Below are 17,033 nucleotides of genomic sequence, written 5' to 3' on the forward strand. Positions count from 1 at the left end.
GACGTTGCGAAAGCCACTTTCGCAACACGCCACCTTGCCTCAGGACGCGAAAAGGCGGCGAGTCCTCAGTGGACTCGCCGCCTTTTCGGTGGATCAGGACTGCGCGGCGGTGACGGTGTGCCGCAGCAGCAGCGACGTCGTGACCGGGCCGACGCCACCGGGGACCGGCGTGATCGCCCCCGCGATCTCCTCGACCGCGGCTTGGTCGACGTCGCCGACGAGCCCGCCTTCGGGAGTCGGGTTCGTGCCGACGTCGATCACCACGGCACCGGGCTTGACGTGGTCCGCGCCGATGAAATGCGCGCGGCCGACGGCGACGACCAGGACGTCCGCGGTCTTGGTGACCGCCGCGAGGTCCTTGGTGCGGGAGTGACAGACGGTGACCGTCGCGTGCTCGCCGAGCAGCAGCAGCGCGGCGGGCTTGCCGACGATGGTCGAGCGGCCCACGACGGCGACCTGGGCGCCGGACAGAGCGACCTGCTCGCGCTTCAGGATCTCCAGCACCGCGGCGGCGGTGGCGGGCGCGTAGGTCGGGAGGCCCGCGGTGAGACGGCCGAGGCTGACCGGGTTGGCGCCGTCGACGTCCTTGCGCGGATCGATGTGCGCGCCGACGTCGTCGAGCGTCACGCCTTCGGGCAGCGGGGTCTGGCAGATGATGCCGTGGACCGACGGGTCCGCGGAGAGCTTGTCGAGCTCGCGGGTGACGTCCTCGCCGGTCGGCTTCTCGAGTTGGACCACGCGGCAGTCGACGCCGACCTTCTTCGCGGCACGCTCGATCGAGCGCACGTACCAGGCGGTGGCGTCGTCGTCGGTCGGCACGAGCACGGCGAGCGTCGGGGTGGTGCCCGATTCGCGGAGCTTGGCGGCGGTCTCGGTGACCTCGGCGGTGATGGCGGCGGCGATCGCGCGCCCGTCGATCAGGGTCATCGGGCGAGCCTTTCGCGAACCTGGGTGATGAGGGCGTCGGCGCGCCCGGCGGCGGGGGTGTACTCGGCGAGGCGGGCCTCGGCCTCCCTGCGGAGCTGCTCGTCCGACATGGACGCGAGGTTGACCTCGACGTTGACCACGCCCGATTCGAGGGCGGACTTGGCGGACGAAGCCGCGACCGCGATGTCGGAGATGACGTTGGTGTTGGCGCCTTCGAGGATCGAGGCGGCGACGTCGATGACCTCGGCGGCGAGGGCGGCCGTGCGCAGCGGAACCTCGGCGGCGCCGACCAGCGCGGCCTGGATCGCGGTGGTGCGCGCCTGCTTCTCCTCGTCGGTGGCCTTGGGGAGCTTGTACGCGGCGACCACGGCGTCGAACGCGGCGGCATCGTCGGCGGCGAGGCCGAGCGCGCGCGTCCGGAGGTCTTCGGCCTTCGCGAGCGCCTCGGTCATGGTGGCCTCGTGCTCGGCGTACTTCGGCTTGCCGATGGTCAGGTTGCACACCATGGAGACCAGGGCGGCACCGACCGCGGCGTTCATCGCGGCACCCGCGCCACCACCGGGCGTCGAGGCCTTCGATGCCAGCTCGTCGAGCCACTGACCGACCGGTTGAGCCTCCACGCGATGTTCCCTTCCCGCTGGTTTTGCCGTCGCGCCGAAGCCTACCTGGGGGTTCCCGGACAGCCCGAAGGCCACCTTCGCGACGATCGACATCGGCGAAGGTGGCATCCGGTCAGCGGGGTCAAGACCGCTGGTACTCCTCCCACGTGAGCTTCGGCGTGACGGCAGGGCCGTCGTCGGAACCGCGGCCGGCGAGGCCGTTGTAGCCGAGGTAGTAGTCACCGGCCTGGTGCTGCGCGCCCGACGACAGGTCCGGATCGGACAGTGCGATGGCGTGGATGTGGTAGGCGAAACCCTGGGCCGGGGTCCGGACCCAAGCCGCGAAGCCCACCTGACGCAGCTTCCGTGCGACGTCGGTCCGCGTGGTCGAGGACATGCCCTCGACGCCGATGTCGAGCGCACCACCACCGTCGTGAGTCCCGGCCGAAGCGCCGACGCCGCCGGGGTTGTACGAGCCCTGCGTGATGGTGAGCTGCCTGCCGAGCAGACCCTCGGCCTTCACCAGCATCGCCTTGGTCCGCGTGTTCATCGTCTTGCCGTGGTAGGTCAGGCGGCTACCCGCCGAGACCACCGCGGTGACGGTGTACCGGCCCTCGCCCAGCTTCTCGAGCGACGTCTTGCCCGGCAGGCCGGAGGCGTCGATCCCGGTGTAGCCCAGCGACTTCTGGTAGCTGGAGTACGCGGTGATGGTCGACGTCCCGAAATGGCCGTCGACGTACTGCTGGGCGAGCAGTCCCTTGGCGGCGAGCGCCTGCTCCACCAGCAGCACGCTGTCCTTGGCCCCGGGGGTCAGGGCGCTGTCGGCCCGGCGCGGGTCGATCTGCGCGGCCTTGAGCACCGCTTCCATGCTGGCCGTGGGCAACGCGGTCACTTCGGCGCCGGCCGGTGCGGCGGCCACGCCGAGGGAGAGCGCGGTCGCTGTCGCGAGCACGGCTACCTTGGTCAACAATTCCTGCCTCCTGAGCGGATTCGGTTTGTCCGGACAGCATGGGCAGCGTGAATACAAGGGCCGTACAAACGAACGTTCTTCAGGTCTGGTCCGGGCCGGTGACGAACAAGGTCACCGCCTCGGACAAAGTCCGGCAATGGGCGTCATCGGGGTGTTGGGCGGCTTCCCGCTCGAGTGGGCGCAGCCGGTCTCTCGTGCGGACCGATTTGACCGTTTCGGCGCTTTCGATCGCTTGGATGCCGACGGACAGCGCCTGGTCGCCGTCCCCGTCGAGAATATGCCCCGTGGCCAGCATGGCCAGGCACAGTGAACGGCTGCGCGCCATATCCGGACCGTAGCCGCGAACGGCGTCGGTGAGTGCGGCGATGGCCAGTCCGACATGACGGCCACCCTTGCGCAAAGCCAGGTCGGTGTGCACCGAGCCCGCCATCGCGGAAACGTCGACCTCGGTGAAGAACCTGGCCCAGTCGGGTGGCTCGGCTTCATCCTTTTCGGCGAATTCCTCACCTGCTTGATCCACCAGTCCGACAGCGAGGTTCGCGTCGCCTTTCTTGGCGTAGGCCCAGCCTTGGTTCGCGCTCAGGATACTCGCGGCCAGCTTCGAACCGGCACGCTTCGCGGCGAGCCTGCCCAGCTCGAATCGGGCGAGGGCTTCGTCCGTGACGCCGTAATGCAGATCGATCCGGCCCCGCCGGTAATGGATGTTCGCGATCAACTCGGCGTTCTCGCCGTCGGCGGCGAGCTCCAGCGCGACATCGAGATGGTGCTGCGCGGCGCCGACGTGACCGCTGTCGAAACAGGTCCACCCGGCGAGGTTGTGCAGATCCGCGACCGCGGAGAAAAGCCTGGCCCGCAACGGTTCCGAGATCGACATCGCGAGCATCCGGTGGCCGCGATGGATCCGGACCACGACGGCGTCGCGGCACATCCCGCCCCCGAATTGGTAGTCGACGGCACGGAGCGCCTTCGTCTGCGTTTCCAGCGCCTCGACATCGCGGTTCCCCACCCGGTCCGGAGTGAGGTGGCGGCGAGCGGTGCCTTCAGGATTTGTCATGGTCATTCAGCCCCTGACGTAACCCCCAGCGCGAGTTTCGTGGTTTCAAAGCCTACCCGAACGTCAACGCGCACTCAGGTACGAAGACAGGTAGTTGTACGGGTGTCGTCCAGCCGGAACAAGCGCAACCTGATAAGACTTCCAGTGGATGCCGAAAGGTCGAGACCCATATGGTGCTGCGTGTTTCACCGCCTTCGCGAGCCCGTCTCCGACTGGTCTCCTCGGAGGAGGCGCGTAAGACACCCCGGGTGGGCGGCCGTCTGGATCGGTACGGCGAGATCGCCGACCGGCGGCTGGCCGCGATCCTCGCCGCCGAGGACGTGGCGGAGGAGTACGGGCTGAGCGCACACACGCGCACGACCTGTTACACGCACCGCTGCTGGGTGCACCAGTGCATCTCCGATCCGTTGCACGTACTGGTCGTCACCGGGCACCGCTGGTGCAGGCGCTGCGACCGCACGGTCGACGTCGAGATCGACGAGACCATTCCGGGATCGGTCGAACTCTATTGCGACGGCTGTGGTGTCCCGCCGGACACGGTCGCGAACCGCGAAGTGCTCTTCGCCTGCCGGAGCAGCCTGATGGCCATGCACGGAGGCGAAGCATCGACGCTCTATGTGGTGCCAGACAGCTGAATTCGGATTGGGCTGACCGAGCGAACGGGCCCCAGGCCTCGTTGACCGCCGGTCGCAGGCGTCCGTACGGTTCAGGGGTGGGCACTGCGGCCGCAGCAGGCCGGCCGGGCAACATCCCCGCCGGGACCACGAGTTTCGTGGGTCGAAAGAAGGACATCGCCGAGGTCAAGAGACTTCTGTCCAAGGCGAGGCTGGTCACCTTGACCGGGGTCGGTGGGGTCGGCAAGACGAGGCTGGCCCTGCGTACCGCCGCCGAACTGCGCCGGGCCTTCCCCGACGGTGCCTGGCTCGTCGAACTCGCGGATCTGTCCGACCCGGACTTGATGGCTCACACGGTACTGGAGGCGCTGGGCGTCCGCGACGACACGGGCCGCGACCAGGCGGACGTGCTCGCGGATCACCTGAGGGAGCGCCGGATCCTGGTGATCCTGGACAACTGCGAACATCTGATCGAGGTCTGTGCGGCGTCGGCGGACCGGCTGCTGAGGGTGTCGCCGGGGCTCCGCTTCCTCGCCACCAGCAGGGAACGGCTCGGGATTCCGGGAGAGCACCTCTGGCAGGTCGCGCCGTTACCGCTGCCTGAGCCGCTGGTCCCGCTGCGCTCGGAGGCTTGGCGTGGCTATCCCGCGATGACGTTGTTCGCCGAACGGGCGGCCGCCGTCGAGCCGGCGTTCGTCGTCACCGACGAAAACCAGGCTTTGGTCGCGAACGTGTGCCGGATGCTCGCGGGGATACCGTTGGCGATCGAGCTGGCCGCGGTCCGGGTCCGGGCGCTGTCGCTCGAAGAGCTGGAGACCCGGCTGGCGGACAGCTTCCACTTACTCGCCAAGGGTGAACGCGGCGGACTGCCCAGGCACCAGACACTGCTGGCAGCGGTGGAATGGAGCCACGACCTGTGCGGAGCCGCCGAGCGGGTCCTCTGGGCGCGGGCGTCGGTCTTCGGGGGTGGGTTCAGCTTGCACGCGGCCGAATCCGTCTGCGCGGGGGACGGGCTGCCCGCTCGTTCGGTGCTCGGGCACCTGGCCGGGTTGGTGGACAAGTCGGTCCTGCTCTTCGAACGCGACGGTGACCGGACGAGGTACCGGCTGCTGGAGCCGCTTCGCCAGTTCGGCGGGGCGAAGCTCCGCGACATGGGTGACGAGGACTCGATCCTGCGCCGTCATCGGGACTACTACCTCGCGCAGGCCGAGCAGAGCGAGCAGGAATGGTTCGGGCCGAATCAGGCGGAGATCTTCACGCGGACCAAACTGGAGCACGCGAACCTGCGCGCCGCGCTCGACTATTGCCTCGCCACGCCGTCCGAAGGCAGGACCGGGTTGAAGCTGGCGGGCACGTTGTGGTTCTACTGGGCGGGTTGCGGTGTGCTGGGGGAGGGGAGACACTGGCTCGACCACGCGCTCGAAGCCGTCCCAGACGGCGGCGAAGACCGCTTGAAAGCATTGTGGGTCAACGGATACGTCTCAACCCTGCAGGGTGACGTCTCGCATGCGGTGACCTTGTTGGGGGAGTGCCGCACGGAAGCGGGCAGGGTCGGGGACGAGGCGGCGCTCGCCTACGCGACCCACCGCCTGGGTTGCAACGCGCTGGTCGGCGACGACGTCGGCTACGCGAAGGACCTGTTCGAGGACGCCCGAATCCGCTATCGGCGGCTGGGCGAGATGAACGGCAACGTGATGCTGGCCGGAATCGAGATGGCGATCGCATCGATCTTCCTCGGCGAATTGGAGGAGGCCGCGGCGCTGTGCGAAGAGGCGCGCGCGATCGGTGCCGCGCATGGCGAGGAATGGGCCTACGCCTACGCGATCTACGTACTGGCGCTCGTGGCGCTGAACCGGGGCGAATTCGAGCTGGCGACCGGTTACGCGCGCAACTGCCTGACGATCAAGCGCACCTTCAACGACCTGCTCGGCATGGTGCTGTCGATCGAGGTGCTCGCGTGGATCGAGTCGTCGCTGCGGCACTGGGTGCGCGCGGCGACCCTGCTCGGCTGTGCGGGGCGGATCTGGCAATCGGTCGGCTACCCGATGTTCGGCTCGAAGTACTTCGGCGCCCCGCACGGTGACTGTGAGGCGGCGACCCGTGAGGCGCTCGGTGACAGCCGGTACGCGGTCCTGTCTCGGTACGGGAGCGAGTTCACCTTGGAAGAGGCCGTCGCCTTCGCGCTCGACGAGGCCGAGGTGGCGGAGAGCGCTCCCGTCGCCGCGGTCGAGACGGTACTCACCGACCGAGAGCACGAGGTCGCGGTCTTGATCACCGACGGCCTGTCCAACCAGGAGATCGCCGATCGGCTGGTGATCTCCCGCCGCACCGCCGAGGGCCACGTCCAGCGCATCCTGCGGAAACTGAGCTTCGATTCCCGTGCGCAGATCGCGGCCTGGGTGACCCAGACGGCGGTGCGAAGCGAGCGGAATGGCAGCGTCCGAGGGGGCCGTCCGGAGTAGTCGGTGGTTTGGACCACCACTGTTACCGAAGCTTGATCTGGGCATATCGCGCGGACCGCTACTTTGTTGTGGCGCGCAACGAATTGCTTCGCCCGTGGATTTCCAACGCCGGAGGTGTCACGACGTGAACCGGATCTTCGTGCAGCCCAAACGGCGGAAAGGGGTCCGGGGCGCGCTCGCCCTCGGCCTTTCCGCGCTCCTGATCTCTGCCGGGCTCGGCGGTGCCACCGCCGCGGCCGCCGACTACAGCCAGAGCGCCGCGTCCTTGAACGCGACCCAGGCGCAGTTCTCCTTCACGCCGGCGACCCCCGCGCGCTACGTCGACATCCACTACACCGGCGTTCCGGGAGTGGGGCAGCAGAACGTCCGCATGACCGACAACGGGGGCACGTGGCGGCACACCGTCGGCTCGCTGTCGGCGGGCACGGTGCTCGACTACTGGTTCACCTACGAGAAGAACGGGCCGCAGTACGACACCCCGCACTTCACGTACACCCACGGCGGCAGCGGCACGACCGTCGCGTCACCGACGTTCGATCCGCCGGGCGGCAGTTACCCGAGCGCCCGCTCGGTGACCCTGTCGAGCGCGACCGCGGGTGCGACCATCCGGTACACAGTGGACGGTTCCGCGCCGACGGCATCGTCCACTCTGTACACCGGGCCGGTCACGGTCTCCGCGTCCTCGACGATCTCCGCGATCGCACTCAAGTCCGGTTCGGCGAATTCCCCGGTGACGTCGGCGAGCTACACGATCGGATCCACGCAGGCGACCTGCCCGGCTCAGGCTGAGGTCCCGGACTTCGGCCCGAACGTGCGGATCTTCGACCCGGGGATGTCCGCGGCGTCGATCCAGTCCCGGCTCGACGCGGACTTCAACGCGCAGAAGGACACCCTGACCGCGCAGTTCACCGAGCGCCGGTACGCGCACCTGTTCAAGCCCGGCGTGTACAACGGCATCCACGACAACGTCGGCTACTACACCTCGGTCGCGGGCCTCGGGCAGAACCCGGGCGACGTCGTGATCAACGGCGACGTGACCGTCGACGCGTTCAACGAGTCGGACAAGGGCGTGGCGCTGCAGAACTTCTGGCGCTCGGCGGAGAACCTGGCCGTCGTACCGAGCAGCGGATCGACCCGCTGGGCCGTCGCGCAGGCCGCGCCGTTCCGCCGGATGGACATCCGCGGCGGGCTGCAGCTGTACCCGGCCAGCTACGGGTTCGCCAGCGGTGGTTACACGGCCGACAGCAAGGTGTCCGGGCAGGCCGCGTCGATCTCGCAGCAGCAGTGGTACACCCGGGACAGCAGCTACGGCAGCTGGGACGGCGGGGTCTGGAACATGGTCTTTTCCGGGACGAGCGGCGCTCCCGCGAACACTTTCCCCAACCCGCCGGAGACGACGCTCGGCACCACGCCGGTGTCCCGCGACGTCCCGTACCTGTACCTCGACGGCTCCGGCAAGTACCGCGTGTTCCTGCCTTCGCTGCGCACCAACGCTTCCGGGCCGAGCTGGGCCAACGGCGGCACTCAGGGCGGCTCGCTGCCGATGAGCCAGTTCTACGTGGTGAAGGCAGGGGACACGGCGGCGTCGATCAACACCGCGCTCTCGCAGGGCTGCAACCTGTTCTTCACTCCGGGCGTCTATCACCTGAACCAGACGCTCAACGTGACGAAGGCGAACACCGTCGTCCTCGGCATCGGTTACCCGACTCTGGTGCCGGACAACGGTGTCGATGCCATGAAGGTCGCCGACGTGGACGGCGTCCGGATCAAGGGCCTCCTGTTCGACGCCGGGACGACCAACTCGCAGTCGCTGCTCACGGTCGGGCAGGCGGGCTCGACGGCGAATCACTCCGCGAACCCGACGACCTTGCAGGACGTGTTCTTCCGGATCGGCGGCCAGATCGCGGGGAAGGCGACGAACAGCCTTATCGTCAACAGCCGTGACACGATCATCGACCACATCTGGGCGTGGCGGGCCGACCACGGGAACGCCGGCACCTACGGCTGGACGATCAACACCGGTGACACCGGCGTGGTCGTCAACGGCGACAACGTGCTGGCCACCGGCCTGTTCGTCGAGCATTACCAGAAGTACCAGGTGATCTGGAACGGCCAGAACGGCAGGACGATCTTCTTCCAGAACGAGATCCCGTACGACGTCCCGGATCAGGCAGGCTGGAAGAGTCCCAACGGGCTGAACGGGTACGCCGCGTACAAGGTGGGGGACAATGTGACCTCCCACGAGGCGTGGGGACTGGGCAGCTACTGCTTCTTCAACGACAACCCTTCGGTGAACCTGTATCACGCGTTCGAGGTGCCGAACCGCTCCGGCGTCCGGTTCCACAACATGGTGACGGTTTCGTTGAACTACAAGGGGACCATCACGCACGTGATCAACGACGCCGGGGCGGTGACGCCACCGGACACACGGCCGAGCAACCTGGTGAGCTACCCGTAAGGCCGGGCCACGTCTCGCGAAGTACATGAAGGACCCCTTCACGGCGCTAGGCGCAATGAAGGGGTCCTTCATGTAGTCGGGAAGGAGGCTTCCTCTGCCAGGGGAGTGGACTTGTCAAAGAAGTCCTCGCGGCGTGATTCTGGACGCCGGCAGGGCGGCCGTGTCTTGTGTCCGCTGGGACACTCTTCGGTCACTGAATGCCTGATTTGTGCCGATATGTACAGTTCTGCAACGGGTCGTGAAGTGGTAATGAGGGTTAGAACCCAATGTCACGTAGCTTAAGTTGATCTTGGACGAGGTTGACAGGTGGGGTGAAGGCTCCCTTCACTGCGTCTGATGCGACGAAGGGGGCGCCTGGTCGTGGGTCGGGTTGGTCGTGAGTGGCGTTTCGGGTTCTAACCCGAAACGCCACTCACGACCCCCTCGTGAAATCGCCCCTCCCGGCATCACTCAGACATTGAGTCGGCGAAAAGTGTCCTTGGTGGACATTCAGGGGCACAGTCGGCTCCTGTCGGCCAGGGCAGCCGAACGCGTGACCTGCGGCAATCCTCACCGCTTACGATCAAGACCCCCATCCAAGATCAACTTAAGCTACGTGGCCTTGGGTTGGAACGCTCTTTGCCGCTCGCCGCCCCCGTCGCGAAGCCGTGCAAAGTACTCGAATCGGGCAGGCGGGTCTCGATTAAGTCCCTTGCGGACGGTCAAAGTCTATTCCCTGAAACGGTTTCTGTATAACGCTCTATACCACGCGGCGGAAGACGTCCTCGATCAGGCTCAAATCCGTGATCAGCAAGGATGCCCAAGCCGCCGCCGAGCGGACTGGTGTTCGGCGCCGCGCTGGACAAGCCGCCCGCGGGGTGACTCAGCGACCCTTCCGGCTGCCTTCATAGGCCCGCTCGCGTAGCCCGGAGAGCCAGCCGGGCCGCAGCTCCCAGCCTGGCGGTGGGTTGAGCATCGGATCGAAGGCGGGACGAGGGGAGTCTTCGTCGACCTCGTGGAGGATCAGTGTCGCGCAGGGCTTCCGATGGCCGTTCGCGCGGACGGTCTCGACAAGGTAGGTCACCGGCCCTTCGGCCACCAGCCGTCTCAATCCGCCCAGCGACGCTTCGGCGTGCCGTGACGTCTCCGCGCGGGCCGACAACCAGACCAGTTCACCCTTTGTGCGATAGGGCAGCAACGTGCTGTAGCGACCGGTGGTCCAGGCGCGAGTCGGCCGCGGCAACACGCGGCCGGCGAGGCCGGTGCCCGAAGTGGTCAACGTGAGATCCCACGGGTGGCCCCCGACGGCCGGGATCCGCACCGCCAGCCCGAGCGCGTCAGGCACGCGCCCCGGCAGACCGGCTCCCTTGGACATCCGCACGGTGACGGCGACCGGCTCTTCCGGAAGTGTGAGGTCATCGCGCCTCAAAGCCTGAAGTTCTCCTTTGAGTAGTAGTCCGTTCGGGTGGAAGGCCCTCGCGCCGCGAAGCGCCGCCAGCGCGTGAAATCCGGCGTGGAAAAGCCTGCCGACCGGCCCTGCCTGCGGTGCGTTGTCCTCGGCCACGATTTCCACCCTCCTGGTGACGTGTGTGCTCCGCGGGGGCTACCCCGGGCGAGCCGGATTACACGGGAATTCCCACGGAATCGAGAACGCCGGTTTTCCGGTGTGAGCGGCTTCCGCCCGGGTACTCGACGTGCTGTTCGCTCATCGTGTTCCACCTGGATCGGAGGAAATCCATGACTGCATCGCCGGCCACGGTTCGGCGGGCTCCGCGCCAGCTCATCGCCCTCGGCGTGGGCGCGGTCTTCCTGCTCGTCGGCATTCTCGGCTTCATCCCCGGCATCACGACGAACTACGAGCAGCTGAGCGGTGCCGGGCACCAATCCGGCGCGTTGCTGCTGGGCGTGTTCCAGGTGTCGATCCTGCACAACATCGTCCACCTGGCGTTCGGCGTCGCGGGCATTCTGCTGGCCCGGACGGCGACGGGTGCGAAAGCGTTCCTCGTCGGCGGCGGGGTGATCTACCTCGTGCTCTGGCTGTACGGGCTGCTGATCGACCACGGGTCGGCGGCGAATTTCGTGCCGGTCAACACCGCCGACAACTGGCTGCACCTCGGGCTCGCCGTCGGGATGATCGCCCTCGGGCTCATTCCGCTCTCCGGTTCGAAGGCGCCGATTGCCGACTCGCGCTAGTCCGTTCCCCTGAATTCTCTGGAGGTTGTCAGTGTTCCGTCATACCAAATCGCTCCAATTCGAGGCCAAACCGGAAAAGCCGGACGCTTTGTACGCCCGTAAGCTGCAGGAGCTCATCGGCGGCGCCTACGGTGAAATGACCGTCACCATGCAGTACCTGTTCCAGGGCTGGAACTGCCGGATCGAGGGCAAGTACAAGGATTTGATCATGGACACGGCGACCGAGGAGATCGGTCACGTGGAAATGCTCGCGACGATGGTCGCCCGGCTCCTCGAAGGGGCGCCCGCCACCACGGTGGCCGAAGCCGCGAAGGATCCGGCCACCGCGGCGATCCTGGGCGGGATGGATCCCCAGCAGGCGATCATCTCCGGTGGCGGCGCCACGCCCAGCGACAGCCAGGGCTATCCCTGGAACGGCCGCTATGTCGTGGCGTCCGGCAATCTGCTGGCCGACTTCCGGGCGAACGTCGCGGCCGAGGCGCAGGGCCGCTTGCAGACGGCCCGGTTGTACAACATGACCGACGACCCCGGTGTGAAGGCGATGCTGCAGTTCAACCTCGCGCGGGACACGGTGCACCAGAAGCAGTGGCTCGCCGCGATCGAGGAACTCAAGGCCGACGGCCTGGAAAGCGACATCGCCCCGACGGCGTTGTTCGAAGAGGAGAACCAGGAGCACAACAACACCGTTTGGCACCTGTCCGACGGTCCGGACGGTTCGAAGGGCGGCTGGAGCTTCGGTGAGGACGGGATCGAGTACCTGATGGAACCCGAGCCACTCGGCGGACCGGGCACCGCCCCGAAGCCCGATCCGGCGCTTTACGGCACGTACGCGCCGCTGCAGGACGCGGTCGGGACCGTCAAGGGGAAGGTCAAGGACGCCAAGAAGAAGGCCACCAAGTCGAGCAAGAGCTAGGCATCCCTTCAGTAAGGAAAGTCCGTGAAGGCCTCCTTCCCTACCCTGAAAGTAGGGAAGGAGGCCTTCACGGCCAGGCGCATAGATGATCAGTCGGTGGTCTTCGTTTCGGCTTCGGCGACCGCGGCTGCTTCGTCGTCGTCCATCGCCTTGGTGTCACGCGGCGGGAGGAAGGGTTCGTCGTCGGCGGGGGATCCGGCGGCGCGCTCCTTGCCACGCGCGAGTTCGGCGTCCAGTTCGGCGCCGAGGAGGACGGCGATATTCGAGATCCACAGCCAGATCAGGAACACGATGACACCGGCGAGCGAACCGTAGACCTTGTTGTACGACCCGAAATTGCCGACGTAGAAGGCGAACCCGGCGGTGGCCGCGGCCCAGAGCAGTACGGCCACGAGGCCGCCCGGGGTCAGCCAGCGGAATTTCGGCTGCCGCACGTTGGGGCTCACCCAGTAGAGCATCGCGAACGCCAGCCCCGCGAGCAGCACGATCACCGGCCATTTCGCGATGTCCCAGACGAGGACGCCGGTCGAACCGAGGCCGATCAGGTCGCCGAGGTAGCGGGCGATCCCGCCGGTCGCCACCACTCCGGCGGCGCACAAGGCGAGCACGACCAGCACGGCGATGGTGAGTCCGACCCGCAACGGCACGGTCTTCCAGATCGGGCGGCCTTCGGGCATCGAATAGAGGACGTTGGACGCCCGCATGAACGCGCCGATGTAGCCGGACGCGGACCACAACGCGCCTGCGGTGCCGAGGATCGCCGCCGGTCCGGCAAGGCCGCCGGTCTGGGACAGCTCTTCGATCGCACCGATCAGGATGTCCCGGCCCTGACCGGGTGCTATCCGGCCGACGTTTTCGACCAGGGCCTGGGTGGCCGACGGACCGAGTAGACCGAGGATTCCGGTCAGCACGAGCAGACCGGGAAAAAGCGAGAGCACGCCGTAGTAGGTGAGCGCGGCGGCCCAGTCCAGCATGTTGTCGCGGTTGAACTGGACGAACGTCCGTTTGAGCACCGCCCACCACGATCGTCGGGACAACTCGGTGGGACCGTCCGGGTCTTTCGCTGTGGCAGCCACGGGAACCTCCTGCTGGGATTCCTTGGCTTACCCGGTGGTGCCGGGGCGAAACGGGTGGTCAGGCCCGGCGTGGCCGCGATGGTGGTGGCGGGACAGTCTTCGCCAGCACGATGTCCGCCAGCCGGATCGTCGCGAGTCCGCGTTTGGTCTCCACGGTGCACTCCGTGTCGCCACGGGAACGGAGGTAGCCGAGCGCGTCGGTGAACCCGCCCTCGATCCGGTACCGGACGACGACCCTCGTGCCGGGCGGGACGTCCGGAAGGGTCACCGGTTCAGGTGGGCGGTGAGCTCGTCGTCGCTCGGCTCGACCAGGTGGGTGCCGTCCGGCCAGACGATGGTCGGGATGCGCCGCGCACCGTTCTGCAGCGCCCGCACGGTCTCCTCGGCGCCGGAATCCGCTTCGACGTCGATGTAGTCGTACTCGATGCCCTTCGAATCGAGGAGGGCACGGCTGCGTTTGACGTCGGGGCACCAGCCGGCGCCGTACACGATGAGGTCACTCATGGATCACAGCATGCCAGGTCGTGATCCGGCGGCGCGTTCGGCGAGGGCCGCCCGGTCGGCGAGCCCGGTCTTGGCGAGCAGGCTCGCGACGTGCTTCTCGACCGTCCGCGGCGAGATGTGCAGGCGGGCGCCGATGTCCTTGTTGCCCATCCGCTCGGCGAGCAGCACCAGGACCTCGTACTCGCGCACGGTGACGCCGGACGCTCGTAGGTCGCCGGGGACCCGGTCGACCCCGGAGCGGCGCTGCCGGACGGGTGCGCCGAGTTTGCGCAGGAGACTCCGGCAGGCGGCCGCGACCGCTGGGATGTCCCTGCGGTGGAAGTATTCTTCGGCCTCTTTGAGCCAGCCCGCCGGATCACCCCAGCCGTCGGCGGCGGCCGGTTCGGCGATGAGCCGGAGCCCGAGATGGCGGGCCAGGGGATAGGGCGCCGACGTCTCCAGCGCGGCGGCCACCGCCTGTCCTGCCGCCGCCGCGTCACCTCGCCTGCCGTGCTCGACCGCGTGCGCGAATTCGACGAACTGCCGGTTCCACCGCATCCCGCTCACGGCGGATCCGTTCTCCGGGCAGGGCGCGCCGCCGAGGGTGTCGACGAGCGTCCGGAGCCCGTGCTGGCCGGCGAGGTGGAACCGGCTCGGCCGCCGGTCCTCCAGCTCGATGACCTGGTCGAGTTCGCGGCGAACCCGCTCGAAGTCCTCTTCGAGCAGTGAACAGAAGACCCGCGCCAGCCCGATGCTGAGCACCATCTCCTGCGCGTTCTCACCGCCGCTCTCCCGGAAGTCGTCGAGCGCCTGCTCCATCGCGGGGCGGTCGGCCCGGTGCCCGGCGGACATCGCCCTCGTCATATGGGCGTACTGCAGCAACGCGGTCAGCCGGAGCCTGCCCAGCACGGCGAGGTTCTCCGCCAGCAGCGCGTGCGCGGTGCCGAATTCGCAGCGCAGGATCGCGTGCATGGTGCGCACGGAATCGACCGCGCAGTGCAGGGTGATCGACCCGGTGCGCTGGGCGTCCGCGCGGGCGAGCAGCAGGGTCTGCTCGTCGCCGTTCATCAGCACGCGATGCCCGCCCAGCCGGACCAGCGCCTGGGTGCGCAGGTGGTGGAGATGGTTGTCCTCCGCGGTCCGCCGTGCGAGCTGCATGTAGCGCTCGGATTCGGTGAGGTCCCGCGACAGCGCGAGCATGCCGAGCACCTGCAGCGCCTGGCAGACGACGAACGGCTGCTCGGTGGCCTCGGCCACCTTCCAGGCCTGACGGGCGAGCCGTTCCGCCGTGCCCGCCCGGCCGGGCACGTCCAGCCAGAGGTTCGCTTCGACAGCGTCGAGCGCGGCCTGCTGAGCAGGCGAGATCGCCGAACCGAGTGGAGCGCGGGCGCGTTCGATCTGGCCGAGGCATTCGTCGTGCCGTCCGGCGATGTAGGCGGCCCAGGCCAGCTGGGTATGCAGTTTCGCGGCCCGTTCCAGAGTGCCGATCTCGCCGAATCCGGCGGAAAGCTCGACGGCGCGGTCGAATTGACCGGTCTGCCCGAGCGCGTGCACCAGCGTCTCCAGCACCTCGGCCCGATCACCCGCGTCGGCCCCGGCGAGCAGGTCGACGGCCTTGGTGAGCATCGTGACCGCCGAGTCGGCGGCTCCCGCGTCGAGGGCACGGCGACCGGTTTCCGCGAACAGACGGCCGGCCGCCTGTTCGTCCAGCGCGGTCAGCCGGAGCGACGCGACGAGCGCGCACAGGTCGCCCGGCAGCCCCGGGTACAGCTTTTCGACGGCGTCGGCGGTCTGACGCGCGAGCGCCGCCTTCCGTGCCGGTGACTGGCGTGCCAGTAACGCTTCCGCGGTCAGCGGATGACGGAAGGCGTACCAGCCGGGCGTCGTCTCGTCGGTGGTCACCAGGTTCGCCGAGACCGCGGCGCTCAGGTGGTTGTGCAGGGTGCGGTCGTTCGTGCCGGTGACCGTCTGGACCACCGTCAGCGGGAAGCGGCGGCCGATGATCGCCGCGACCGACAGCAGCTCGCCCGCCTGCTCGCCGAGTTGCTCCATCCGGACGCCGATGCTGGTGACCAGTGCGGCGGGAACGCGGGCGCGGAGCTCGCCGATGACGCGCCAGCCGTCGCGGCCCTCGACCAGCAGTCCGTCGTTCACCATGCCGTGGAGCAGTTCCTCGACGATGAACGGAAGGCCGGCACTGTTGCGCCACAACAGTTCCGCCGCGGCCGACGGAAGCAGTCCCGGCTCGGTCTCGAGGCAGGCGGCGGCGAGGGCGCGGGTGTCGGCGAGGCCGAGCCTGCCCAGTTCGACGAGGGCGCAGCTCATCCGCTGCGCGCCGGAGGTCGCCAGGCGCAGGGCGTCGGAGGGCTCGTTGCGGAGGGTGCCGACGAACAGGGCCTGCGCCGCGGGCAGGTTGTCGACGAGGTATTCGAGAATGAACAGCGTCTCGGCGTCGGCGTCCTGGAGATCGTCGAGGACCAGGAGCGCACCGCGGTCGCGGCTCGTGACGGCCAGCAGCCGGAACACCGCTTCGGCGAGCACCAGCAGGGAGCCCGATTCCCGCGGCCGGTCGCCCCGGCCCCAGTCGGGGACGAGCTGGGCGAGCACGGGGATGAACGGGTCGAGTTCGGCGGCCGCCGGCGGGCCGCCGCCACGGAAATGCGACCACAGCGCCTGGGCCAGCGGCCGGAACGGGACGAGCGGGCCGATCGAACTGGCCCGGCCTTGCAAGACCGGGATGTCGGCGGCGACCGCTCGTGAGGCGGCCTCGATGGCGAGCCGCGATTTGCCGATGCCGCCTTCGCCCACGAGGAAGATCGCGCCGCCGCGGCCTGCGATGGCGCGATCGAGAGCTCCGGAGAGCTCGGCCAGTTCGGCGTCGCGGCCGATCACCCGCGACGAACGGATCCCCACCGCCGTGACTATAGCGAGCGGATTTCCCCGCCACGGCCAATAAATGATCACGAAGGCGGGCGGCGCAAACCCGCCTTCGTGAGCCTGTCTCAGATCCGATAGGCGGAGCTGAGGATGTAGCGCAAAAGTGACCGAACGCGTGAACCCGCCCGGCCGAAAGGCCCGGCTATCGCGGTCGCGGGTTCACCGGCGGCTACTCAGATCCAGCCGCCGGTGAAGACGCTGACGACGGACGGAGAACCGGGGTCCGTGGACAGGGTGGCGAGCGGGTTGGCGCTCAGCCGCGGCTTGCCGCCCGCCAGCGCGTGGTTGCGCGAGCCGACCTCGAGGGCGCGCGGCAGGTTCACGGCGCCGAGGACGTCTTCGGTGGCGGGCAGATCTCTTTCGTACAT

Annotated in this window: 15 protein-coding genes; 5 read left to right on the forward strand and 10 right to left on the reverse strand. The window is 68.1% G+C overall.

All coding sequences use genetic code 11. The features are described 5' to 3' along the window. Positions 1-93: 93 nt before the first annotated feature. The 4 genes from AC0685_RS35150 to AC0685_RS35165 form a co-directional block, all read right to left on the reverse strand. Positions 94-927, reverse strand: coding sequence for a bifunctional 5,10-methylenetetrahydrofolate dehydrogenase/5,10-methenyltetrahydrofolate cyclohydrolase (locus tag AC0685_RS35150; protein ID WP_478229431.1), 834 nt, complete (start codon positions 925-927; stop codon positions 94-96). Beyond that, positions 924-1,547: a cyclodeaminase/cyclohydrolase family protein gene (locus AC0685_RS35155; protein ID WP_478229432.1), complete on the reverse strand. Its 624-nt coding sequence runs from the start codon at positions 1,545-1,547 to the stop codon at positions 924-926. The genes AC0685_RS35150 and AC0685_RS35155 overlap by 4 nt, the downstream gene beginning before the upstream one ends. Positions 1,548-1,668: 121 nt before the next feature. After that, entirely contained in the window at positions 1,669-2,496 is an 828-nt protein-coding gene (locus AC0685_RS35160) for a peptidoglycan-binding protein (protein WP_478229433.1), read from the reverse strand. Positions 2,497-2,575: 79 nt separating this feature from the next. Then, complete coding sequence (locus tag AC0685_RS35165; protein ID WP_478229434.1) at positions 2,576-3,550, reverse strand: hypothetical protein; 975 nt, start codon at positions 3,548-3,550, stop codon at positions 2,576-2,578. A gap of 248 nt (positions 3,551-3,798) precedes the next feature. Between AC0685_RS35165 and AC0685_RS35170 the strand changes: the two genes are divergently transcribed. The 3 genes from AC0685_RS35170 (at position 3,799) to AC0685_RS35180 (ending at position 9,084) form a co-directional block, all read left to right on the forward strand. Further along, positions 3,799-4,185 carry a hypothetical protein gene (locus AC0685_RS35170; RefSeq protein WP_478229435.1) on the forward strand — a complete coding sequence of 129 codons (387 nt, stop codon included), beginning with the start codon at positions 3,799-3,801 and terminating at the stop codon, positions 4,183-4,185. Positions 4,186-4,262: 77 nt separating this feature from the next. Next, positions 4,263-6,626 carry an ATP-binding protein gene (locus AC0685_RS35175; protein WP_478229436.1) on the forward strand — a complete coding sequence of 788 codons (2,364 nt, stop codon included), beginning with the start codon at positions 4,263-4,265 and terminating at the stop codon, positions 6,624-6,626. Between the two features lie 124 nt (positions 6,627-6,750). Continuing rightward, entirely contained in the window at positions 6,751-9,084 is a 2,334-nt protein-coding gene (locus AC0685_RS35180) for a chitobiase/beta-hexosaminidase C-terminal domain-containing protein (protein WP_478229437.1), read from the forward strand. 862 nt (positions 9,085-9,946) lie between these two features. Here the strand turns inward: AC0685_RS35180 and AC0685_RS35185 are convergent. Beyond that, the gene (locus AC0685_RS35185; RefSeq protein ID WP_478229438.1) at positions 9,947-10,627 is read right to left on the reverse strand and encodes a hypothetical protein; all 681 of its coding nucleotides are present in this window, start codon (positions 10,625-10,627) and stop codon (positions 9,947-9,949) included. A gap of 173 nt (positions 10,628-10,800) precedes the next feature. Here AC0685_RS35185 and AC0685_RS35190 point away from each other — a divergent pair, with 173 nt between their 5' ends. Next, on the forward strand, positions 10,801-11,256 hold the full coding sequence (locus tag AC0685_RS35190; protein WP_340681753.1) for a DUF4383 domain-containing protein: 456 nt from the start codon (positions 10,801-10,803) through the stop codon (positions 11,254-11,256). A 31-nt stretch (positions 11,257-11,287) separates the two neighbouring features. Continuing rightward, complete coding sequence (locus AC0685_RS35195; RefSeq protein ID WP_478229439.1) at positions 11,288-12,169, forward strand: manganese catalase; 882 nt, start codon at positions 11,288-11,290, stop codon at positions 12,167-12,169. An 89-nt stretch (positions 12,170-12,258) separates the two neighbouring features. Here the strand turns inward: AC0685_RS35195 and AC0685_RS35200 are convergent, their stop codons facing one another. The 5 genes from AC0685_RS35200 to AC0685_RS35220 form a co-directional block, all read right to left on the reverse strand. Further along, on the reverse strand, positions 12,259-13,245 hold the full coding sequence (locus AC0685_RS35200) for a YihY/virulence factor BrkB family protein (RefSeq protein ID WP_478229440.1): 987 nt from the start codon (positions 13,243-13,245) through the stop codon (positions 12,259-12,261). A 58-nt stretch (positions 13,246-13,303) separates the two neighbouring features. Beyond that, on the reverse strand, positions 13,304-13,513 hold the full coding sequence (locus tag AC0685_RS35205) for a putative acetyltransferase (RefSeq protein ID WP_478229441.1): 210 nt from the start codon (positions 13,511-13,513) through the stop codon (positions 13,304-13,306). Then, on the reverse strand, positions 13,510-13,749 hold the full coding sequence (locus AC0685_RS35210) for a glutaredoxin family protein (RefSeq protein ID WP_478229442.1): 240 nt from the start codon (positions 13,747-13,749) through the stop codon (positions 13,510-13,512). Before AC0685_RS35210 ends, AC0685_RS35205 begins: the two co-directional genes overlap by 4 nt. 3 nt (positions 13,750-13,752) lie before the next feature. Continuing rightward, positions 13,753-16,641, reverse strand: a complete 2,889-nt coding sequence (locus tag AC0685_RS35215; RefSeq protein ID WP_478229443.1) for a helix-turn-helix transcriptional regulator — start codon at positions 16,639-16,641, stop codon at positions 13,753-13,755. Positions 16,642-16,838: 197 nt separating this feature from the next. Then, a complete protein-coding gene (locus tag AC0685_RS35220) occupies positions 16,839-17,033 on the reverse strand; it encodes a hypothetical protein (RefSeq protein WP_034318598.1) in 195 nt (64 codons plus the stop codon).

The organism is Amycolatopsis sp. NPDC043889 (assembly GCF_056435645.1).